General features: G+C 66.1%; 24 protein-coding genes. 10 read left to right on the forward strand and 14 right to left on the reverse strand.

Going from position 1 to position 21,840, the window contains the following annotated elements; translation table 11 throughout:
• Positions 1-12: 12 nt before the first annotated feature.
• From MU582_20520 to MU582_20535, 4 genes are all read right to left on the reverse strand, one after another.
• Positions 13-1,584, reverse strand: a complete 1,572-nt coding sequence (locus tag MU582_20520) for a replication initiation protein (GenBank protein UPK74790.1) — start codon at positions 1,582-1,584, stop codon at positions 13-15.
• Positions 1,581-1,958 carry a WhiB family transcriptional regulator gene (locus MU582_20525; protein ID UPK74791.1) on the reverse strand — a complete coding sequence of 126 codons (378 nt, stop codon included), beginning with the start codon at positions 1,956-1,958 and terminating at the stop codon, positions 1,581-1,583. The genes MU582_20520 and MU582_20525 overlap by 4 nt, the downstream gene beginning before the upstream one ends.
• Entirely contained in the window at positions 1,955-3,475 is a 1,521-nt protein-coding gene (locus MU582_20530) for a hypothetical protein (GenBank protein ID UPK74792.1), read from the reverse strand. The genes MU582_20525 and MU582_20530 overlap by 4 nt, the downstream gene beginning before the upstream one ends.
• 508 nt (positions 3,476-3,983) lie before the next feature.
• Entirely contained in the window at positions 3,984-4,388 is a 405-nt protein-coding gene (locus tag MU582_20535) for a hypothetical protein (GenBank protein UPK74793.1), read from the reverse strand.
• Between the two features lie 137 nt (positions 4,389-4,525).
• Between MU582_20535 and MU582_20540 the strand changes: the two genes are divergently transcribed.
• From MU582_20540 to MU582_20550, 3 genes are all read left to right on the forward strand, one after another.
• On the forward strand, positions 4,526-5,389 hold the full coding sequence (locus MU582_20540) for a GntR family transcriptional regulator (GenBank protein ID UPK74794.1): 864 nt from the start codon (positions 4,526-4,528) through the stop codon (positions 5,387-5,389).
• Positions 5,379-6,065, forward strand: coding sequence for an HAD hydrolase-like protein (locus MU582_20545; protein ID UPK74795.1), 687 nt, complete (start codon positions 5,379-5,381; stop codon positions 6,063-6,065). The genes MU582_20540 and MU582_20545 overlap by 11 nt, the downstream gene beginning before the upstream one ends.
• Before the next feature lie 421 nt (positions 6,066-6,486).
• Entirely contained in the window at positions 6,487-7,080 is a 594-nt protein-coding gene (locus MU582_20550) for a hypothetical protein (protein ID UPK74796.1), read from the forward strand.
• A 330-nt stretch (positions 7,081-7,410) separates the two neighbouring features.
• On the opposite strand, the gene MU582_20555 is transcribed toward MU582_20550, so the two are convergent.
• The gene (locus MU582_20555) at positions 7,411-7,893 is read right to left on the reverse strand and encodes a VOC family protein (protein UPK74797.1); all 483 of its coding nucleotides are present in this window, start codon (positions 7,891-7,893) and stop codon (positions 7,411-7,413) included.
• 142 nt (positions 7,894-8,035) lie between these two features.
• On the opposite strand from MU582_20555, the gene MU582_20560 reads away from it, so the two are divergent.
• Entirely contained in the window at positions 8,036-8,446 is a 411-nt protein-coding gene (locus MU582_20560) for a hypothetical protein (GenBank protein ID UPK74798.1), read from the forward strand.
• An 85-nt stretch (positions 8,447-8,531) separates the two neighbouring features.
• Positions 8,532-9,119, forward strand: coding sequence for a GNAT family N-acetyltransferase (locus MU582_20565; GenBank protein UPK74799.1), 588 nt, complete (start codon positions 8,532-8,534; stop codon positions 9,117-9,119).
• A gap of 5 nt (positions 9,120-9,124) precedes the next feature.
• On the opposite strand, the gene sigJ is transcribed toward MU582_20565, so the two are convergent.
• Positions 9,125-10,066: an RNA polymerase sigma factor SigJ gene (sigJ, locus tag MU582_20570; GenBank protein UPK74800.1), complete on the reverse strand. Its 942-nt coding sequence runs from the start codon at positions 10,064-10,066 to the stop codon at positions 9,125-9,127.
• A gap of 69 nt (positions 10,067-10,135) precedes the next feature.
• Positions 10,136-10,594 carry an Lrp/AsnC family transcriptional regulator gene (locus MU582_20575; GenBank protein UPK74801.1) on the reverse strand — a complete coding sequence of 153 codons (459 nt, stop codon included), beginning with the start codon at positions 10,592-10,594 and terminating at the stop codon, positions 10,136-10,138.
• Between the two features lie 113 nt (positions 10,595-10,707).
• On the opposite strand from MU582_20575, the gene MU582_20580 reads away from it, so the two are divergent.
• Positions 10,708-11,313 carry a LysE family translocator gene (locus MU582_20580; GenBank protein ID UPK74802.1) on the forward strand — a complete coding sequence of 202 codons (606 nt, stop codon included), beginning with the start codon at positions 10,708-10,710 and terminating at the stop codon, positions 11,311-11,313.
• A 6-nt stretch (positions 11,314-11,319) separates the two neighbouring features.
• Here the strand turns inward: MU582_20580 and MU582_20585 are convergent, their stop codons facing one another.
• From MU582_20585 to MU582_20605, 5 genes are all read right to left on the reverse strand, one after another.
• Positions 11,320-12,384 carry an SPFH/Band 7/PHB domain protein gene (locus MU582_20585; protein ID UPK74803.1) on the reverse strand — a complete coding sequence of 355 codons (1,065 nt, stop codon included), beginning with the start codon at positions 12,382-12,384 and terminating at the stop codon, positions 11,320-11,322.
• Between the two features lie 58 nt (positions 12,385-12,442).
• Positions 12,443-12,880 (reverse strand): NfeD family protein, encoded by a 438-nt coding sequence (locus MU582_20590; protein UPK74804.1) that lies wholly within the window; start codon positions 12,878-12,880, stop codon positions 12,443-12,445.
• Between the two features lie 173 nt (positions 12,881-13,053).
• Positions 13,054-13,455, reverse strand: a complete 402-nt coding sequence (locus MU582_20595; GenBank protein UPK74805.1) for a cyclic nucleotide-binding domain-containing protein — start codon at positions 13,453-13,455, stop codon at positions 13,054-13,056.
• Positions 13,456-13,543: 88 nt separating this feature from the next.
• A complete protein-coding gene (locus MU582_20600) occupies positions 13,544-14,002 on the reverse strand; it encodes an Rrf2 family transcriptional regulator (protein UPK74806.1) in 459 nt (152 codons plus the stop codon).
• Positions 14,003-14,138: 136 nt separating this feature from the next.
• Complete coding sequence (locus tag MU582_20605; protein UPK74807.1) at positions 14,139-15,020, reverse strand: sulfite exporter TauE/SafE family protein; 882 nt, start codon at positions 15,018-15,020, stop codon at positions 14,139-14,141.
• Positions 15,021-15,211: 191 nt separating this feature from the next.
• On the opposite strand from MU582_20605, the gene MU582_20610 reads away from it, so the two are divergent.
• Entirely contained in the window at positions 15,212-17,071 is a 1,860-nt protein-coding gene (locus MU582_20610; GenBank protein ID UPK74808.1) for an acyl-CoA dehydrogenase, read from the forward strand.
• A 45-nt stretch (positions 17,072-17,116) separates the two neighbouring features.
• Entirely contained in the window at positions 17,117-17,719 is a 603-nt protein-coding gene (locus tag MU582_20615) for a hypothetical protein (protein ID UPK74809.1), read from the forward strand.
• A 10-nt stretch (positions 17,720-17,729) separates the two neighbouring features.
• Here MU582_20615 and MU582_20620 read toward each other — a convergent pair whose 3' ends face one another.
• Positions 17,730-18,437, reverse strand: a complete 708-nt coding sequence (locus MU582_20620) for a hypothetical protein (GenBank protein UPK74810.1) — start codon at positions 18,435-18,437, stop codon at positions 17,730-17,732.
• 103 nt (positions 18,438-18,540) lie between these two features.
• Positions 18,541-19,947 carry a sulfatase-like hydrolase/transferase gene (locus MU582_20625; protein UPK74811.1) on the reverse strand — a complete coding sequence of 469 codons (1,407 nt, stop codon included), beginning with the start codon at positions 19,945-19,947 and terminating at the stop codon, positions 18,541-18,543.
• 191 nt (positions 19,948-20,138) lie between these two features.
• Between MU582_20625 and MU582_20630 the strand changes: the two genes are divergently transcribed.
• Together MU582_20630 and MU582_20635 are read left to right on the forward strand one after the other, a co-directional pair.
• Positions 20,139-20,879, forward strand: coding sequence for a maleylpyruvate isomerase family mycothiol-dependent enzyme (locus tag MU582_20630; GenBank protein ID UPK74812.1), 741 nt, complete (start codon positions 20,139-20,141; stop codon positions 20,877-20,879).
• Positions 20,876-21,811, forward strand: coding sequence for an oxidoreductase (locus MU582_20635; GenBank protein UPK74813.1), 936 nt, complete (start codon positions 20,876-20,878; stop codon positions 21,809-21,811). The genes MU582_20630 and MU582_20635 overlap by 4 nt, the downstream gene beginning before the upstream one ends.
• Positions 21,812-21,840 lie beyond the last annotated feature (29 nt).

The following is a 21,840-nucleotide window of genomic DNA, read 5'->3' on the forward strand; positions in this document are numbered from 1 at the left end:
TTCTCCTTCGGGTTATGCCGCGTCGGGTGCGGCGGGTTGTGGAGTTGCCGAACAGTTGTCGGGAGGTCCATCACGGGCGGCGATGATTGCTTGAGCGCGGTCGTATTCCGCGCGCCACCGGTTCCGCTCCGTGACAGCGGCTTTGATCACGCGTTGGTAGTCCGGGCACGTTTCGCCGGCGGTCGGGTCGAGGGATTCCCACACGTAGCGAGCCTGCCCGTCATCGTCTGTCGCGTCGGCGGCGAACCGATCCGTGTCGGGTGCGTCGATCCCTGCTTCGGCGAGGGTTTCGCGGACCACAGCGGCACGGTCGGCCTTGTGCTCGGACAACTTCTTGCCCGACCACTGCCGGGAGGCGAGACACCTTCTGCCGCCGTGGCCGAGGTTGTCCAACTCGTGCGCCTTCTTCCCACACTCCCCGGGACGCATCCCCGACTTCGCGCCCTTGGGCTGGACCCCGAACCGCAGCCAGTTCGCACACTGCGGGGTACACGGCAGATACACCAGCTCGGCATGCAGCCGGTCGCGATGGGCACGCTGGCGTTTGGTGATCGTGTCCGGGTCGTACGCCTCCGCGATCGACTTGGTGAGGTACTTCGTCAGATACCCGACCGACTTCGCGATCTGGCGTTCGTTGGACGCGATGATCCCCTGATAGTCGAACTGTTTCCCGGGCCGGATCATGTGCGCCGGCTCATCGGTGGCGGGGTCGATCGCGTCGAGCGCTTCATCCCAGGACGGGAGCAGCACACCCGTGTCGGGGTCGACGTAGCCGTCCTGTCGTTCGTCCCACACCGGCAGCCGGTCGACGTAGACCGGTTCGTCGAGCTGGGGCCACCACACTTGGTGATAGACGCCGTCGACGACCTGGCGCACCGTCTGTCGCGGGATCGTTCCCCGTACCGCGGCGTGTAGATGCAGCGCGAGGCGTTTCTGGGGTTCGACGGTCGCGAAATACTGGACCTTGTAGCCCGCACCCCGGCGCAGTGCCTGCCACAGCCGATCCACCAGCGCCGGGAAATGCAGGGCGTCCAACGCGGCCTTGCGGTAGTCATACGTCGACGGGTTGCACGGTGTGCCATCGCGGCGGACCCGCCCATACGACGGGAGCGTGAACGTCAAGAACATCGACGGCCTATAGACCGTGCCGTCCGGGGCCGTGAACGTGCGCCCCAGCGTCGTATCCGCCGTCGGGCGCTTCGGGAGCTCGCCCACATCATCACGACGCTTCGTCGACCGCACCCGCCGCGCCAACGCCCGCTCAGCATCCACGGCTCTCGCGTCGTCGCCGGGGTCGTCCTGGTCGTCGGTGTCGTCGGGTTCCTCGAGGTCGTTGCTGTCGTCGTGTTCGGGTTCGTCGACACGGTGCCAGCCCTCGAGGCACTGCGAAATGCGCAGCTGGCGTGCCTTCTCCGCACACGGTGGACAGACCCGCGACTTGGTCGACCCGCACGGGATCGGGATCACCCGTTCCTCACCCGTGGACAGGTCGATCAGTTTCCGCACGATCGGACGCACACACACGCCCGCGTACTCGGCCAGCTCCCGCACGGTCGCGTTATCCAGCTCCGGAAGGCCGTTCATGCCGCCGCCCCCTGGCCGTCGAGGCGTGGCCGGATGGTCTCGACCAACACGACATCGACCGACACACCGCGATCGAGTGCGGACAGCATGCGGTCGCGGTCGGCTTCGGTCGTTCCGCCCCACACACCTTGTTCGGCGTTGAGGAGCGCAGCGGCGCGGCACGAGGACCGGACCCGGCAGCCGTTGCACACCGCGAGCGCGGCAGCTTCCACCGATGCGCCGCGTTCGTCGGGTTCGGGATAGAACACGTCCCCGTGGGTGTCGACGCAGGCGGCTTGTGCCTGCCACCCCGGCGTGATCCGGCGCGCGAGCTGGGCGTCGTGGGTCGGTTCGGGTAGCGGCAAGGCGAGCTGACCGTCGAGCTTGGCAGTCATGACGCCTCCCCCTGCTCGCCCTCGGCCTGCTCGGCGTCAACGTCGGTGTCGGTGTCGCTCGACGAGCTGTCGCGCCGTGCGTCCAGCTCGATCACCTCCGCGTCACGCGGTGCCGGATGCGCGGCCGCCAATTGGCGAATCTGCTCGTCGGTCGTGAACGGGAACCGCAGGCGTACCGGGTCGGGAACACCGTCGACCACCGCATAGCCGGTACCCGGCAGCGAAAGCGGAATCTGGTCACACAGTGCGCCCCGCTCGCGCGCCCCGTCACCAAGGACCATGTCGACCTGCTCGGACGTGCGCAGCGACAGGGCGACACGGGACGGGAACAGGTCCCGCAAGCCCAAGTTCTCCTTACGCGGGTCCTGCACGGCGCCAACCACGGTGATTGCCTGTGCGCGGCCTTGGGTGAGGAGCGTCGACAACGCGGCCTCGATCCGCTTCTTCGCGGCCCTGTCGGTCATGTAGGCGGTGAGTGCGGCCAGCTCGTCGACGAGGACGAGGTAGAACGGCTCGTCGACCGTGGGAATGTGCAGTCGCTTGATTCCCCGCATGGCGCGCTTGCGTTGATCGTTGACCTCGACGAGCTGCTCGAGCCCGTCGGCCATCACCGACCCGTCCCCGTCATAGAGGGCGTGGAACAGAGGTGCGCCCATCGTGAGCTCGTTGAACTTCGGATCGAACCCCACCAGGCGCACCAGCCCGGTGCTGATGCCGGACGAGACTTGGTTGACGATCGACCACAACACGGACCCTTTGCCCGCGCCGGTCTGCCCCACGATCAACAGATGCGTGCCGAGGAGCCGCAGCCGGTACGCGGTTCCGTCCTCCGTCAGAGCGACCGGGAGACGTTTCAACGCTGGCGACTCGCCCACCGGGAACGGCTGCACCGGCTCACCGAGTACGTCGTGGCGGATCAGCTCGACACGCACCACCCGTCGTTCAAACCCACGCTTGCGGGTCCACGGCATGACCCCGGCGCGTTTGCCGGGTGTGCGAATACGGCAGGACTCGGCATTAAGCCCGACCGCGAGCGCGTCGGCTTTCGCGGTCCAGTCGCCGATCGTCTGACCCGCAGGAATCCTGGTCAGGAAGCGATCCATCGACGGCGACGAGACCACCGGCCCCACGGCAGGGAAGATCACCGTGCCGTCCGGGTCACGACCGGTCAGCCCGCAGCCGGCGATGACGCCGTCCCAGCGCCGACGGAGCCGGAACCGGTTTAGCCGGCCCCGCAACCGCCAGACCACCCGCTGACGGAATACGTCGGGTCGACGCCACGCCCACAAGCCCAACCCCGCAAGGCCGAACAGCACCAGGCCGGCCAGCAGCGGAAGCCCGTAGGCCGACAGCATCCAGCCCAAGAGGCCGCCCAACCCGAGCGCGGCGAGGCGGCGGGGTCGCGACACCAGCCAGAACCCCAGCCGTGCAAGACGGACCAGTGCCCAGCCGGACGCGACCAGCAGCAGCGGGATACGGAGTTTCGCAGGACGGACCCGCACAATCTCAGAACTCATCGGAAGTCGCCTCCACTTGCGGCGAGAGCACGTCTGGCGGGCTCAGTGGCCCAGGCCGGACGCAAGGTGTAGGACGGGCAGACGCCTGCCGTTCGATGCGGCCCCGAGACACCACAGAACGGACAAGCGCCCACCCGAGAATGCGAAGCCGCCTCAGCGGCCAGACAGGACCCGAACGCCGCACCCAACCGGGGATCGTCGAACACCACGAGGGCTGGTGCGCCGCAGGTGCAGACCTCACCGGCCAGGGCAGGCCGCCCGAGCGACCCACCCCGACCACGGCGAAACAGCGAAAACATCGGAACTCACCGACCCGCGTTCGCGCAGTGAATGCACGGCCCGTACTGCTCCTGCACCCCACCGCACCGCGTACACACCACCACGGCGGTCAGCGAGCACGCGCCGCACAGATCGCAGGGAGCCTGCGCGGCCAGGTCGTTGCACACCGCGCACGGATACCCGAGTTCGGCACCGGTCGAGACCACGGGCGCGACGGCCAGCGCGGGCATTACGCGGCCTCTTCCTTGCTCGCGCTACGCGCCGACTTGCCCGCCGGCGTCGAGGACGAGGGCGAGGCGGCATCGGTGCCGACCGGTACGAGCTGCTCGACGGTGATCGACAGCGCCATGCGCTCGTTGGACTCGTACGGCTGGACCCAGACCTTGCCGCGTGCCTCATAGAACGTGCCGAACTCGTAGACCGTCGCGGGTTTGAGCACATGCACGCTCGCGGTCTTGTCCGGCTGCACGCTGCCGTCCTTACGCTGCACCATCAGAATGCAGCCCGAACTGTGGGTCTGCTCCCCCGTCGGAGCCGCCTTCTCACGCGGCTTCACCGGAGCACCCATCCCACCAACCACAACCACCCAACGGTCAGCAGTGGTCTCTACCGGAAGCGAAGTACCTACGTCCATGATGCTCTCCTCACTAGTTGGGCTAGCTTGCCTAGCCATGTACTCGATCTGACCATCATGCACAACCTGCCTAGCCATGTCAAGCAACAGGGCTGACCTGACTAACAGGGCTAGGCAGAATGTCCTACTCTGGAGGAATGGCAGCAACGACAGAACTCGACCCGGACGACCCGCGCCCGCCGTACCAGCAGGTGGCGAACGCGCTTCGCGCTGCGATCCTCACGAAGAAGTTCCAGCCGGGTGAAAAGCTGCCGTCACAATCAGAGCTCGCCAAGCGATACGGCGTCGCTCGAATGACCGTCCAGGTGGCGCTGCGAGTGCTGCGAGACGAAGGCCTGACAGTCTCGCGTCAGGGCAGCGGCGTGTTCGTTCGCGAGCGCACCGAGCGTCCGGTCGGTCTGCGGCCCCACGTGGAGCAGGCTTTCGACACCGCCGAGGTACAGATCGACTTCTCTGGCTACACGTCCGAGACCCTGCACGGAGTCCTACAGGAGCCGCTCGACAAGATCCGGCACGGGCGCCTCACGCCGGACTCGATCCGCATCCGCCTGTTGCTCTCCGACATGACACAGCCGCTCGCGCTCCCCAGCCGTGCAGGCGACAAGCCCGGCGATGATCCCGGCGTACGCGACCGCATGGCCAAGATCGCCGAGCGCAACACCGTAGCGATCATCGACGCGGTAACCGAGCTGCAGGAGCTCGGCCTGGTCGAGAACGCGACCGTTGAGGCACGCGTGCACGGCTCAGCTCCGTTGTTCAAGGTCTACCTGATCAACAGACAAGACCTGTTCTTCGGCTACTACCCCGTCGTCGAGCACACGGTCACGGTCGGCAAGAAGCGCGTACCGATCTACGACCCCATGGGCAAGGACGCCGTGCTGTTCCACCACACCGCCGACACTGACCCTGAGTCGACAGAATCGCTGTACGTGGCCGAGACCGCACGGTGGTTCGACAGCGTGTGGGAGTCCATCGCTCGCCCGTACGTCTATGACGGGTAACGAGCAGCTCCGCCAGGTCGTCGAGCAGACGAGCGCGCTGCTGCTCGACTTCGACGGCCCCATCACGCCGCTACTGCCTGGCACCGCTGGCCGGGACCTCGCGCGGATCGCCGTCGACGTGCTTCACCGCGCCAGCATCACCGTGCCCGACCACATCGAAGCGACGACGGATCACTTAGCCGTCCTGCGGTTCGCGGCCGACACCCAGGCGGCCCGCGTGCTCGGCCAACTCGAGGAGGCATGCCGAGCCGCCGAAGTCATGGCCGCAGCTGCCGCCGAACCGACACCCGGCTCGGACGATGTGCTCTACGCCGCGCAGTTCGCACGCCGACCGATCGTCATCGTGACGAACAACGCCGACGAAGCCGTAGACACCTATCTACACCGGCGCGGCCTAACGAACCTCATCGTGGGCATCGTCGGACGCGAGCCGGGGCACCCTGAATTGATGAAGCCACACGCCCGACCCGTACAGCTCGCCCTCGAGGCCCTCCGCTCCGAACCGGAATCGTGCGCATTCGTCGGTGACTCGGTAACCGACATCGAGGTCAGCCACGCCACCGGAGTGCACTCGATCGGCTATGCCAAGACACGCGAGCGCGGCCAGGAGCTCGCCAACGCTCAGGCGGACGTCATCATTCACGACATGAGCGACCTAGCCACCGCGATCCGTTAGCGCATCTGCCGAATCCGGCTCTCTCAGGTCAAGGCGCGCCGCGTTCGCGGCGCGCGGCAGGGCCGCCCGTCCGGGCCGCGGGCACGGCATTGAGGGCTGGCGCCCGTCCCGGCCCGCGTCCCGTCCTGGGCGGCCCGCCGCCGCACAAGCAGAAGCACCCAACCGAGCGAACCCGTCGACAACAGCACCGCCGCGAGTTAGCCGGCTGACCGTAGAGCCCCGTCCCCTGATCGGTCCATTCTTCGGCCTCCGCTCCACGCGTCAAGAGCGCTCCTACGTCGCGTCACTTCGTGATCGAGCAAGCTCGACCCTTGACCCGCTCCACTCCGACCTACGAGCGGCACCTATCAGGGGATGGGGCAGGTGTGCCCGTTGCGCAAAAGCAGTACGGGCCGCGGCTTGTCCGTCTACGGTGCAACCCATGGCCCGAAGTTTGATGAACGCAATTGGCAAGGTCACGAATGCGTCGGCCTCGGTTGAGGAGAGCCTCCGATACCTGATCTGCGCCCTGATGGAGTCGGACATGGGCCACGTCCTGTACGCAGGCGAAGACATGTCCGTTCTCATCCGGACGTGCCTCCGCCTCGACTCATACGTCCTCGACGACGAGAGATCAGAGCGCATGCGGCAGATTCTCACCATCGCAGGCCATCTGAGAGAGCAACGCAACGTAGTAGTGCATACCCACTGGGAACGACACGACCTCAACGGACCCGGTTGGTACATGGGAGTCAAGCGGCGCCGGTCTCCGGAGAAGCGCGAGATTAAGCGACGTGAGTCTGTGGTGGAGCTGTCTGCAGATCGGGCGCACGAGATCGCAGATGAGCTCGAAGGGCTTGTGGGAGCGATCTACTCGTTGTGCGCCGACATCGGAGACATCTACTCGCCGCCGTTGTCGCTGCACGAGGTCACGGAGCTCAACAAGATTCTTGCGTCGTTCTCGCCCCGTAAGCCGCGCGTGTACCTGGACGCACCGGACCGATCAACCGGACGCCTACCCCTGCAAGAGGATTGACAGCTCGGGCCACTAACGGGCCATTAGCCGGAGCAAACTGGGGTCAGTCACGGTCAGCCCGGTTGTCATCGATCCCAGGAGCTACAGGCGTCATGGGCGCGCGGGGACACCTTCCAAGCTGGACGTACGTCGCGTGCCACGTACGTGCCACTTCGCGCAGGAACCACCGGGGAGCGACGGTCAAGGATGGTCGCCATGTAGCCGAGAGCCCTTATATATAGGCATTCCCGGCGATAACAGGACGATTCCCAAGCTGATAGTGCGGGTTCGATTCCCGTCATCCGCTCCAACGCAAGGACCAGAGCGGCCCTGCAGGTCGTGTCCTGGTCGCTACCGGATCTGACCGTCGTCGGTCGAGGCGAAGTCGTCGTCCGTGAGATCTAGGTCATCACCGAACCGACCACGCGCTTCAACGGGGATCAGCGGCTTCGCTGCTCGTACCGCCAGCTCCTGGACCGCCCAGGTATTGCCGTCCGGGTCCGAGAAGCCGAAGAAGGTCATCCCGTCCTGATCACCGAACGACGTGATCTCGCTCGCGTCGACTCCACGCGAGACGAGTTCGGCCCGGGCCGCGGCCGCGTCGGCGACGCACAGCTGGAGATTGCGCATCGACCCGGGCTCCATCTCGCGCTGCGTCGGGAGACTCCCGACAACGATCGAGCAACCTGAACCGCGCGGCGTCAGCTGGGCCACGTTGATGTGCTCGTTGACCGTGTGGTGGTCGAGTTCGAAACCCACCTGATCCCGGTAGAACGCCACCGAGCGCTCGATGTCGCTGACGGGCAAAATGACGACCTCGAAAGTCCAGTCCACTGGACACACCCCCACGGTTCGCACGACGAAGCGCAAGTGTGACATACCGCGCCACCTCGTCCATGAGAGCTTCTTCATCTTCTTCTCACGGCCGTCTCACCGGGGTTGCCGAGAGTGGAGGCACTCCCGGACCCGGGACCGCATGTCGAGAGAGGGAAAGAACGCGATGAACTTCCGTCGTACAACTGCAACCGTCGGAGCCGCAGCGCTGCTCGCAACCCCCATGGCTCTGCTCAGCAGCAGCCCGGCGAGCGCCGCGGACCGCGAGTTCAACTACGCCGGCGCCAAGGTCGAGTTCGATGTGGACAGAGACGATGGCCGCTACGAGATCGATGTGGAGCTCGACAACGTCAAGCAGCCCAAGGCCAAGTACCGCATCGTGTTGCGCCACAACGGCAAGGTGTTCCACAACAAGGCCCACCGTGCGGGCTCGGACCGTGAGATCGAGATCGAGAAGAACCGGCCCAACACACGCGGCAAGGACACCTTCAAGCTCCGCGTGAAGAAGGCATCGGCGAAGAAGGCCGCGGTGCGCGCCATCCGCAGGGGCTGACACCCGCAGCACACTTCGTAACTGATCGATGCCCCCGGCACATGCCGGGGGCATCGGCATTTCTACGTCCGGCTTGAATGAGACCATGGTGGACTACCGAATCCCAGACACCCGGCTCGGTGACGACCTGTTGGTCCTTCGTACCTGGAACCCGGACTCCGAGGCCGACGTTGCTGCCTGGCTCGCCGGAGTGACCGATGCCGAGTTCACCCGGTGGAACACGCCAACCCGGACGATCAGGTCGAATCGCGAGGCCCGGGAGTCGCTGTTGCGTCGCGTCGATGAACGGAGCAAAGGCATCAGTGCTCCGTACTGCATCGTCGATCGACGTACCGACAGCGTTCTCGGCCATGTCGGCATCAACTCGATCGCTTGGGAGATGAAGCGCGCACACGTGGGATTCTGGCTACTGTCGACGGCGCGCGGCCGCCAGGTAGCGGCCAGAGCGCTCGCGATGGCAGGGCAATGGGCGTTCGACACCCTCGGGTTACACCGGCTCGAGCTCTACCACGCGGTCGGCAACGAGGCATCGTGCCGTACCGCCCAGCGATGCGGGTTCGCGCTCGAAGGCGTACTGCGCGATCGGATGTTCCAGTCCGGCGACTTCACGCGGTTCCGCGACGCTCACCTGCACGCGCGGGTCGCTTCTGATTCGCGCTTCGAGAGGGATTAACCGAGTCAATCGGGACGCTCGTCCCCGGTCCACGGCCGCAGCTTCTCCGGGTTACGTACTGCCCAGATGCGGCTGACGCGCTCGCCCGCAACGTCGAACGCGAGCACCGCCGACGTCGCTTTGTCGACCTGGACGATCAGGCCGGGTTGACCGTTGACCATGCGCTCTGCGAGCTCGAACTGGATTCCGAGATCGAGCAACCCGATGAAGTACGCGGCGATCTGGTCACCGCCGACGATCGGCTCGGCCGCTGCGGACACCAGGCCGCCGCCATCCGCAGTTGCGACCGCATCGGGGTCGAGCAACGCGATCAACGCGTTGATGTCGTTGGATTCCCATGCCCGCTTGAACTTTCGGACAACCTCGGATCGCGGGGCAGGACTGGTATCGGAGGGGTGTGCCGCTCGGATCCGCCGTCGTGCCGAGGTCGCGAGCTGCCGACATGCAGCAGGGGTACGCCCGACGATCTCGGCGATGTCCGCGAACGGGTAGCGGAACACGTCGTGCAAGATGAACGCGACCCGTTCGGCCGGCGTCATCGAGTCGAGCACGACGAGGAACGCCATGTTGATCGACTCGTCGAGAGTCACCCGGTCTGCCGGATCGACCGATGCTCCACCGGACGGCCCGTCGAGCCATTCGTCGCCGTCGGGAACGGGTTCGGGGAGCCATTCGCCGACATATCTCTCCCGACGCGCGCGGGCGGAGCCTAGGAGATCGAGACAGATGCGGCTCGCGACCTTCGTCAACCACGCGCCCGGAGCATCGATCGCCGACCGCTGCTCCGACGGCATCGCATACCAGCGGGCGTACGTCTCCTGTACGACGTCTTCGGCGTCTCCCAGCGAGCCCAGCATCCGATAGCCCAGGTTGATCAGCTGTCGGCGCTCACGCATCAGGGCGTCCAGACCAGGCTCCGCGTACTGGTCAGAATCGTGAGCGTTCACGTCGGCCTCCTCCTGTCACCTCACCACGTCCGACGAAACACCGCGACGTTTTGTGAGGTCGCGACGGGGTCAGACGCTCGTGGGCAGCGCCCGGTCGTCCACGATCCGCTTCATCACCAGGGTGGAGTTGAGTCTTTGTACGCCGGGCATCGCGGCGAGTACGTCGTCCTCGAGCTGTTGGTAAGCGGCGAGGTCCCGAGTGACGATCCGCAGCAGGTAGTCGGGATCTCCGAACAACCGCTGTGCTTGGACGACATTGGGCACTTCGGCGACGGCTTCCTCGAACCCGAGTAGCGTTTCGCGGTCCTCCTGCCGCATCGTCACGAACACCAGCGCCTCGAAGGTCAGCCCGAGCGCGACAGGATCGACCACGGCACGGTAGCCCTTGATCGTCCCCTCCCGTTCGAGCGTGCGCAGCCGTCGGTGACACGGCGACACACTCAACCGGACGCGGTCGGCCAGCTCGGTGAGGGTGATCCGCCCTTCCTCCTGGAGTACGGAAAGAATCTCGCGATCAGTGTGATCCATGTAGAGATTCTTCCACTCAGTTTCCAAATCTGAGTAGAACTCGGAAGCACTTTTGGGCGATACGGCCCTAGCGTTGCCCGCATCGAAGCGTCGGGGTACGAAAGGAGCTGCTGATGCCGGTGAGTTCCGTCGTCTCGTTCTGGCTCCTCGCCGCCGTTCTCATCGCTGTGCCCGGCCCCGACTGGGCGTACGCGATCAGCGCCGGGCTGAAGGGAAAGGCGGTCTCCGCCGCGGCCGGCATCGTCGCCGGCTACGCAGTCATGACCGCCGTCGTCGCGACGGGCCTCGGGCTGGTGATCGCCTCGACACCGACGGCACTGACCCTGCTCACCCTGGCCGGCGGCGCGTACCTGATCTGGCTCGGCATCGGCACCGTTGCCAGACCCGCGGTCGTCACCAGTGACCTCGATCGCGGCGGGCACGCCTCGATCATGCTGCAGGGCATGCTGGTCAGCGGCCTCAATCCGAAAGGAATGTTGATCTTCGTCGCGATGCTCCCCCAGTTCAGCGACCCCGACTCGGCTTGGCCGTTGCCGATTCAGTTCGCTCTGCTCGGCGCGACTTTCACCCTCACCTGTGCTGTCACCTACCTCTGCGTCGGAGGCGCGGCATCAATGTTGCTCCGCGCGCGCCCATCGATCTCCCGCGCTGTGTCGCGCGTATCCGGCGCATCGATGGTCGTCGTCGGCGCTCTACTGCTTGTCGAGCGCGTAGTCTGACGCTTCCTACTCGGGCGTGTCACCACTAGCGTCGCTCAGCGGAGTTTCGGGCCCGCCCTCTGCAGCGGCTTCGACCTCGGCCTTCGCTTCGCTGACTGCCTTCTCGGCGAGCTTCGCGGCTTCGTCCGCCGCTGTCACAGCGTCCTGGCTGCCCTCGCCCCCGGCGGCTTCGGGCGCCGACTGCGCCTGAGGGCTCGCCGTTTGCGAGTGATCGGAGAATGCCCCCGTGATCGTACGTACGGCCTCGGTCAACTCCCCCGGGATGACCCAGAAGGTGTTGTTGGGCCCGCCCGCAAGCTCCGGCAGGGTCTCGAGGTACTTGTACGCAAGGAGTTGTGGGTCTGCTTGGTTCTGGTGGACTGCCTGGAAGACGCGTTCGACGGCCTTCGCCTCACCGTCGGCGCGAAGGATTCGGGCCTGCTGCTCGCCCTGCGCTTCGAGGATGTTCTGTTGGCGCGTGCCCTCGGCCGTCAGGATCTTCGACTGCCGCTCGCCCTCGGCGTGGAGGACGACGGCCCGCTTGTCCCGCTCGGCGCGCATCTGCTTCTCCATCGCCTCCTTGATGGTCGGCGGCGGATCGATCGCCTTGATCTCCACGCGGTTGACCCGGATGCCCCATTTGCCCGTGGCCTCGTCGAGTACGCCCCGCAGCTGCGCGTTGATCTCCTCGCGTGAGGTCAAGGTGCGCTCGAGGTCCATGCTGCCGATGACGTTGCGAAGCGTGGTGACGGTGAGCTGGTCGATCGCCTGCAGATAGTTCGCCACCTCGTACGCGGCGGATCGCGGATCGGTGATCTGGTAATAGAGCACCGTGTCGATGTGCACGACGAGGTTGTCCTCGGTGATGACCGGCTGCGGCTCCGAGGAGAAGACCTGCTCACGTACGTCGAGCTTGGTGTTGACCCGATCGGCGACCGGGACGATGAAGTTCAAGCCAGGCTGCAATGTCGCGCGATACCGACCGAAACGTTCGATGTTGTAGCGGCGTGCTTGTGGCACGACGCGAACGGACGAGACAACGAGGAAGACCATCAAGACGGCCGCGACGATGATCGGTACGAGCAGTTCCATTCAGCATTCGCCTTTCAGTTCAGATCAGCTGTTCACAACGGCAGTGCCGAACAGCCGATCATGGCAGCAGATCGTGCGGATAGACGATCGCCGTTGCGCCTTCGATCTCCATCACGTCGACGGCCGCACCAGCAGGGATCGTCTGCGCTTCGTCGAAGGACCGTGCCGTCCAGTGCTCACCTGCGAGCTTGATGAGGCCGCGGTCGACAGTCACCTCCTCGATCACCGTTGCCCGCTTGCCGATCAGGGCATCGCTTCCGTCGCGGATCGCCGGCGTCTGTTTCAGCTGACGCCGCGCGATGGGCCGTACGAGGAGCAGACCGGCGCCGGCGGTGACCGCGAATGCGAGCAGTTGGACAACCCAAACCGCTCCGACGCCCGCGACAACGGCGGCAACGAGTGCAGCGGTGCCGAGAATGCCGAACGCCAAGGTGAGCGTGAAGAACTCCGCGACGCCGAGCGCCGCGGCGGCAACCAGCCAAGCAATCCACGACACCGTATTCGGCCCTCCTTGGTATCTCCCAACCTACCGCGTGGGCACGAACGCGTGCACTGCAAGCGCAGCCAACCACCGCGTGGCGCAGCCGTTACTGCCGCCTCGACAAGCGTGCGGTGACCGCCAGGCGCCCAACGATCAGGCTCCGCCGCCGGGTTGGAACCCTCGAACCTCTACGACGTGAGTCTCTCCGAGACCGTGGCGTCGACGGCCGCCTTGAAGTCCGGGACCTGCTCGTAGAGCCGACCGAACGCATCACGGGTCAGGTGGAGAAGTTCGAGCGGTGTATCCGCGGTCACCGTCGCGGTACGCAAGCGACGCTCGTGCAGAGAGATCTCACCGACGATGTCGCCAGGAGCGAGCCGGGCGATCTCCTCGCCCTGCCGTCGCACAACGACCTCGCCCGACATGATCAGGTACGCCTCGTCGGGCGGGCTGCCCTCGAGGATCATCGACCAGCGTGCCGGCACTGTGACGACCGTTCCGGCCGCGGCGATCTGATTCATATCGGCATCGGAGACACCACGGAACCTCGGAAGCTCCTTGATGCGCTCTGGTCGTTTCAGGATCGCCATGCGTACCTCGCTCGGATTCGACAACACGCAGCGTTATCGCGACCGAGCCTGCGCCATTGGGGCGCCGATGTCCAGCATTTGCGAACGCTCAGTGCGGCTTCCACGCCTCTTCGTCGGTCGTACGCGCCGCTATGTCGTCACGCAGCTTGCCATCGGCGAGATCCTGGATGCTGACGTTCTCGAATACGTCGCGCAGGCTGCTGCGGGCGGCGATCCACACATGTTGGAGCACAACCGCCGAGTCGTTGTAGCTCACCGACTCCGGCCGCAGCCCGTACACGCTCACCAACGGGCCGTCGACCGCGCGGATGACGTCGGCGATGTGTACGTCGGCCGCCTTGCCCGCCAGCCGCCAACCACCCGATTGGCCGCGTTGGCTCACGACGATGCCGGCTCGGCGCAGATCGGCCAGGATCGCCTGCAGGAACCCATGTGGGATGTCCTGGAGGCGCCCGAGCTCCTCTGCAGAGACCGGACCGCCATCGGAGCGCCCGGCGATCTCGATGAGTGCACGCAGTGCATAATCCGACTTGGCCGATACCCGCATGGCACCAAGTCTCTCAGAAATGTAGACAGACTCGGTGTTCGGCCATCGCTTGCGCGCCGAGGTACGCCGTCCGGCCAATAGCGGTGGGTCCTATTGGCCGGACGGCGTACCTCGGCGGGTCTGTCGATCCAACCGATCAGACGGCGACCGACTCGACCGCGCGAGCACGACGCTCGGCGCGTACCGAAACCAGGAGCATCTGCGCCCACACGAGCACCCACACGACGGCCGCAACCGCGACGTAGACCCCCTCGACACCGACGGACTCGAGCACGGTCTTCAGGTTGGTGAGCACGATGACACCACCGGCCGCGACGCCCAGGATGCGCGCGGGCAGGTGTCGGACGAGCCAAGCGGCGATCGGCGCGGCGATCACACCGCCGATCAGCAGGGCGACGACCCAGCCGAAGTTGATGCCCTGACTGCCGAGCGCGAAGAGGAAGCCGAGCGATGCTCCGATCGCGACCACGAACTCCGAGGTGTCGATGGAGCCGACGACCTTGCGGGGTTCGAGTTTGCCCGAGGACAGCAGCGACGTCGTACCGACCGGACCCCAGCCACCGCCGCCGATCGCGTCGCAGATACCCGCGACAACGCCGAGCGGTGCGAGGAAACCGGCTTTCAGTTTGCCCTTGAACTGCGGCCGCTCGCCGCCGAGGCGCAGGAAGCGCCAGAGCACGTAGCCACCGAGGGAGAGCAGCAGAATCGCGACGAACGGCTTGGCCGTGTCGCCGTTGATGTTCGACAGCAAAGTGGCGCCCGCGAACGCGCCGATGCCGCCCGGCACCGCCATGATGCCGACGATGCGCCAGTCGACGTTGCCGAACTTCCAGTGCGCCGCACCCGATACGAGCGTCGTACCGACCTCGGAGAGGTGAACCGCGGCCGAAGCGGCTGCGGGCGAGATCCCGACCGCGAGCATCAGGGTCGACGAAGTGACGCCGTACGCCATGCCGAGTGAGCCGTCGATCAGCTGTGCCACCAGGCCGACGATGCCGAGCACGATCAGATTTCGCATGGAGTCATCCTAATTACTTAAGACTAGTGAACTACGTGACTTAGGCAGAATACATCACTCGGGCGAGATGGCAAGTACGAGGCACATCACCCGGTTTGGACTTGTCTTTGTTACTCTCGGGTAGCAGACTTGAGTTACTGACCAGTACGTACGCTGCGGGTAACGCAGCCGGATGACCAGGGGTGGGTCCCGTGAGCCACTACAAGAGCAATCTGCGCGACATCGAGTTCAACCTGTTCGAGGTGTTCGGCATCGGCGACGTGCTCGGCACGGGCCCGTACGAGGATCTCGATATCGACACGGCCCGGAGCATCCTGCACGAGATCGACCGGACCGCCCGTGAAGACCTGGCGCCGTCGTTCGCCGAGTCCGATCGCAATCCGCCGGTCTACGACCCGAAGGCGCATTCGGTGACCATGCCCGAGGCGTTCAAGAAGAGTTACCGCGCCTGGATGGACGCCGAGTGGTTCCGACTACAGATCCCCGCCGAGCTCGGCGGGCAGCCCGCACCCAACTCGCTGGTCTGGGCGAGCTCGGAGTTCGTGCTCGGCTCGAACCCCCCGATCTGGATGTACGCATGCGGCCCCGCGTTCGCGAGCATCGTGCACCAGAACGGCACCGACCGTGACAAGAAGATCGCCCAGCACATGGTCGACCGCGGCTGGGGCGCCACCATGGTGCTCACCGAGCCGGATGCCGGCTCCGACGTCGGCGCCGGTCGTACGAAGGCCACCCAGCAGGACGACGGCAGCTGGCACATCGAGGGCGTCAAGCGTTTCATCACCTCAGGCGAGCACGACATGTCCGAGAACATCGTGCACCTCGTACTCGCCCGACCCGCCGGCGTGGAGGGTGCCGGCGGGCCGGGTACGAAGGGCTTGAGTCTCTTCATCGTGCCGAAGTACCACTTCGACGTCGACTCGGGTGAGCTGACCGGCGAGCGCAACGGCGCGTACGTGACCAATGTCGAGCACAAGATGGGCATCAAGGTCTCCACCACCTGCGAGGTGACCTTCGGCGAGCACGAGCCGGCCCGCGGTTGGTTGCTCGGCGAGGTGCACGACGGTATCGCGCAGATGTTCCAGGTCATCGAGAACGCCCGGATGATGGTAGGCACGAAGGCCATCGCCACGCTGTCGACCGGTTACCTCAACGCGCTCGAGTACGCCAAGGAGCGCGTCCAGGGCGCCGATATGGTCAACCCGGCGAAGACCGCCCCGCGCGTCACGATCACCCACCACCCAGACGTACGCCGCTCGCTGATGACGCAGAAGTCGTTCGCCGAGGCGCTGCGAGCGCTCGTCATCTACACGGCGACGTTCCAGGACCGCGTCGCGATCGCGGCATCGAAGGGCGAGACCGACGAGCTCGCAGAGAAGGTCAACGACCTACTGCTGCCGATCGTGAAGGGCTACGGCTCCGAGCGCTCCTGGGTGCTCCTCGGCACCGAGTCGCTCCAGACGTTCGGCGGGTCCGGCTTCCTGCAGGACTACCCGATCGAGCAGTACGTACGTGACGCGAAGATCGACACGCTGTACGAAGGCACGACCGCGATCCAGGGTCAGGATCTCTTCTTCCGCAAGATCGTCAAGGACCAGGGCAAGGCGCTCACCTTCCTGGCGGGCGAGGTGCAGAAGTTCGTGGAGTCCGAGGCGGGCAACGGCCGACTCAAGGTCGAGCGCGAACTGCTCGCCAAGGGGCTCGAAGACGCCCAGGGCCTGATGGGCGCGATGTTCGGCTCCCTGATGGCGGCCGACGCGAATGCCGAGAACGGCGACGTGCGCAACCTCTACAAGGTCGGCCTGAACACCACTCGCCTGCTGATGGTCCTCGGCGATGTCGTGTGCTCGTGGCTGCTGATGCGCCAGGCCGAGGTCGCTCTCGAAGCGCTGAGCGGTGAGGTCTCGGCGGCCGATAAGGCCTTCTACGAGGGCAAGGTCGCCGCTGCGCAGTTCTTCGCCCGCACCGTCCTTCCCAAGATCACGGCCGAGCGGGCGACCGCGGAGTCGACCGACCTGTCACTGATGGATCTCGACGAGGCGGCGTTCTGACCAAGGCGCCGGCTCGCTGTACCGGGCTGTCGATAGCCTGAGTCGGTGACTGAACTGAAAGCGCCGTCGCGATGGTGGTACGCCGTCGCGGCGGCGATTTTCGTACTCGGGTTCGTGCCGCTGGTCGTCCTGGGCACGAATGCCGTATCCGGGTTGCTCGACTACGACGTGCACGAGTTCGACGACTCGTCGTCGACGGAGTTGCAGGTCGATGGCGACCCGGTCGCGATCTACAGCACGTACGAAGGTGTCGGATCGGTCCGCTGTTCGGGAGCAGCCGTGTCCGATGATCCGTCAGACGCGACGGCACAACCCGGGTCGCTCGAGCACCCGGTGTGGGATTTCACGTACACCCGGAACTCCGACGTGTGGCACCGGGTAGCAGTCACTCCTGACGACTGGACAGACGGCACGTACGAGATCACGTGCAACCTGGTGTCGCCGGGAGCCGGAGAATCCCAGCCGCAGCTCGCGTACGCCGACAACCCGTCCGTCCTCGGCACGGCGCTCGGTCTGCTGATCGCGGTCGGCGTAGCAGGGTCGGCTGCGCTCGCCGCGCTTGTCATCGTCATCGTCGTCGCGGTGAAGCGATCACGCATCAACGGGCCGACCGGCCCGCGGTTCCCGAACGCGCCGCCACCGTACTGACGACTCTGCGTCAGGCTGCGCGGGCACCGACCGTGCGGCGAGCGCGTGCGGGAACTTCGTCCCCATCGAGCAGGTGCCCTGAGAGGTCGACGCCTTCGTGATCGAGGTGCCGACTAGAGCCTGGCCGACAGACCTCCAACAGCGTCGGCAGCCAGTCAGCGCGGGCGATCGGTGTATCGAAACGTTGTCTCGGCGGGATCTGCCCCGGCCAAGCCAGCAGAGCGGGCGCATTCGGCGTGTGTGCACCGAGCACGAGCACGACGGTCATGCGGTAATGGTCGCCGCGTCGGAGTGCGGCCATCAGTGCGCCGACCCCGGCGTCGCAATCGGCGGCACCGAGCTCGACGTACGCAGCCCACGGCACCTTCCTACGCAACCCGACGAACGAGACCGCGCGATCGACGTCGGCGAACCGACCCGTGTCATAGCCGCCCTCGGCGAGCGGCGCCAGGAGCAGCGACATCGGCGGCGGCGCCGGACTCGTCGCGAGCTGCGTGAAGCGCGCGCCCGATTTGGCGAGTCGATCGAGATGCGGCGTGTCCACCGCTTCGCCGGCGTACGCACCGATCTGCGCGGCGCTGAGGTCGGCCGCGACGACGAGCAGCCGCGGCGTGCGAGGGCGGTGTGGATCTGCCATCGCGGTGAACCGCTGCTCGATCGCAGCGTTGGTACCAAATGGGACGAGCGCATCGGGCGCCGTCGTCAAGACATGGCTCATGTCGACTCCAATGTGGGGAAGAGGAGCACTCGAAAGGTAAGCCCCCGAGCCTCAGGGGGCACGGAGGCGCGCCGTTGAGCGAGGAGGCGGACGCTCGCTCGCATCACGCTGCCGGGTACGGCAGCAAGGTCGCGTCGACGGCCTCCCATGCGGTACGCAGCGCTGCCAGGTCGTCGGGTCGTTTCGCTGCCAGATCGGCTTGCTCCCGTACGTCCGACGCGAGGTCGTACAAATGGTCGGTGTCGCCGGATCGTACGTACTTCAGGTCGCCACGGCGCAGCGCACGCCCGTCGGCCATTCGCCAGAACATATCGCGCTCTGCGATGCCGCGACGCCGGAACACGTGCTCGACCAGGCTGACGCCGTCCAGTGGGTACTCCGGATCAGGTTCGGCACCGGCTAGCTCGAGGAAGGTCGCCGTCCAGTCGGTCGTGTACACCGGGGTGTCGTCAACCTGGCGTGGCGCGATCTCGCCCGGCCAGCTGAGGATCATCGGCACCCGGATTCCGCCCTCGTTGACGCTGCCCTTGTTTCCGCTCAGCGGCCATTGGTACGAGAACCGTTCGCCGCCGTTGTCGCCGGCGAACAAGATGATCGTGTCACGCAGTTGGCCGGTGCGCCGCAGCGTGGAGACGAGTCTGCCGATCGAGCGATCAAGCGACTCGACCATCTCGCGGTACGTGTCGAGCGACCCGCCGTCGCCGTGGAAGAGGACGCCCTCCTCACCTGCCTGCATACGCTCGGTGAGCTCATCGCTGGTCCGCTTGTCGCGCGGACCTTCCCACGGCCAGTGCGGCGTGGTGAAGTTGAGGTTCAGCAACCACGGCTTGTGGTGCCGCCGCCCGAGGAAACCGACGGCCTTCTCCGTGATGATGTCGGTGTAGTAGCGAGGGTCCTCGGTCTCGTCCTCGCCGTCGAAGAGGTCGTAGTCGCCGTTGTGGTTGTACTTCGAGAAGTAGTCCAGCCCGCCGGAATAGTTCCCGTAGAACTCGTCCCAGCCGGATTTCAGCGGCCCGAACCACGGCAGGTACCCGCCATGCCATTTTCCGAACATGGCCGTGTCGTACCCCTGTGTTTTGACCAGCGACGCGAGCGTGGGGTGCTCCGGAGGGATCCCGTCTCGCTGGTTGGGCTCGCCGATCGGCTCGGGAAGACCGCCGGGGATTCGGCCGGGATGCCGTCCGGTGTACAGCGCGACCCGGTTCGGCGAGCACACCGCCGAGGCGGCATACCCGTGGGTGTACCGGACACCGGATCGCGCAAGGCGATCGAGGTACGGCGTACGGATCTGTGGCGAGCCGAAGCAGCCCAGATCGGCCCAGCCGAGGTCGTCGGCGAGGATCACCAAGATGTTCGGCTGCCGAAGCCGGCGCCCCGAGTCCATCGGTGCAAACGGCTGCTCGATCGTGGCATTGGCGCCGGACGTACCCACGCCAACGGCCGCGCCGGCCGTGACCGCGCCCGCAAGTCCGGTGAAGCGCCGGCGCGTCAGCGAGGCTCTACTCCTCATGCGATCCATCGATCCTCCATTAAGTCGCGTTGTTTACTGTACTTTACTCGTACGGCTCTGACTCGTCGATAGCGCGAGGGGAGTTGACCGATAGCCGAGACCAACGGTGACGCACCGTAATCGGTCTGGATAGTCTTTTGCGCATGACGATCCAGGACTCAGTCGACGCTTGGTACGACTGCGCTAGACGCGTGGTCGAACTCCTGCGTTCCCTCCCCGACGACGAATGGGCGCGACCGACCGACTGCTCGCGATGGACGGTCCACGACGTCGCTGCACATCTCGCGGCGATCGAGACCGAACTCGTCGGCGGCGAGGGGTACGACCCCGACCGCGCGATCACCGACGTCACCGACGACTACACGCAGCAGGGCGTCGACGCGCGCGCCGATCGTCCGGCGGCAGCGATCGTCGATGAGCTCGAGTCGTCCGTCGAAGCTCGACTCGCACAGCTGCGCGACCTCGACATCGACCCCGACTCGACACCGCAGCGCACCCCGGGCGGCGTCGGCTGGACCTGGCAGCGGCTGCTGTCCAACCGAGTGGTGGATCTCTGGGTGCATGAGCAGGACATCCGCACAGCAGTCGAACGCCCGGGCGGCGAGGACAGCGCGGCCGCCGCACACACCGTCGCAGTATTCGGCGGCTCACTGCCGTTCGTACTCGGCAAGCGCGTCGCGCCCGAACCCGGTACGTCCGTGCGCTGGATCGTCTCCGGGCACGGTGGGTTCGACAGCACGGTCCGAGTCGGCGACGACGGGCGCGCCAGAGCGGCCGACGATGCTGACCCGACGGCACAGCTCGACCTCTCGCAACACGCGTTCACCCGGCTTTCGGCCGGTCGGCGCACCCCGGACGAACTCGACATCACGACTCGCGGCGACGCCGACCTCGCCCGGCGTGTGCTCGAGGCAATGCCGGTGATCGGATGAAGTGGTCGGTCAACAACATCCCAGACCTGCATGGCACCTGGACGATGATCACCGGCCCCACCGGCGGACTCGGCACCCACGTCTCGCTCGAGCTCGCACGGCGCGGCAGCAACATCATCCTGGCCGCGCGCAATCTCGAGCGCGCCCGCGAGCTGGCGAGCCAGATCCACGCGACCGCACCGGGCGTCGCCGTCAGCGTCGTACCACTGGACCTCGGCGAACTCACCTCGGTTCGCAGCGCCACGGACCTTATCCGGCGCGATCACAAGCACATCAACGTACTCATCAACAACGCAGGGGTGATGGCGCCGCCCGACCGCCGCACGGCCGACGGGTACGAGCTGCAGATCGGCACCAACCACATCGGCCACTTCGCGCTGACTGCTCGCCTGTGGCCGCTTCTCGAAGAGAGCAAATCGCGGGTCGTCACGGTCTCGTCGCTGATGCACACGATCGTTCGCGGCATCGATCTGAGCTCACTGGACCTCTCCAGCGACAATCGCCGCTACCGGCGCTGGCGTTCGTACGGTGAGTCCAAGCTCGCCAACCTGATGTTCAGCCAGGAGCTCCATCACCGCTGCACAGAGAGCGGCAGCGGAGTCGTGAGCGTCGCCGCTCACCCCGGGTTCGCGGCGACCGGCCTACAGAAGACCGGGCCAACTCTCGAGGGTCGCACCGTCGGCTCGGTCGGCCTCGGCATCGTGACCCGCATCTTCGCCCAACCAGCACATGCCGGCGCTTGGCCGCTCCTGATGGCGGCGACGACTCCCATGCTCGCGGGCGGTTCGTACGTCGGGCCGGGCTCGATGCGCCAGTCCAGAGGTGCGCCGCGGTTGGTCGGAATGTCGAGCGCAGCACACAGCCGCGAGCGCGGCGAGCAGCTGTGGGCGGCGACGGAGAAGGCCATCGGGGAGCGCTTCAGCCTGAGCTGAGACCTGCGTACGCGCAGGCCCGCGTTGCG

The organism is Nocardioidaceae bacterium SCSIO 66511 (assembly GCA_023100825.1).
Classification (GTDB): Bacteria; Actinomycetota; Actinomycetes; order Propionibacteriales; family Nocardioidaceae; genus Solicola.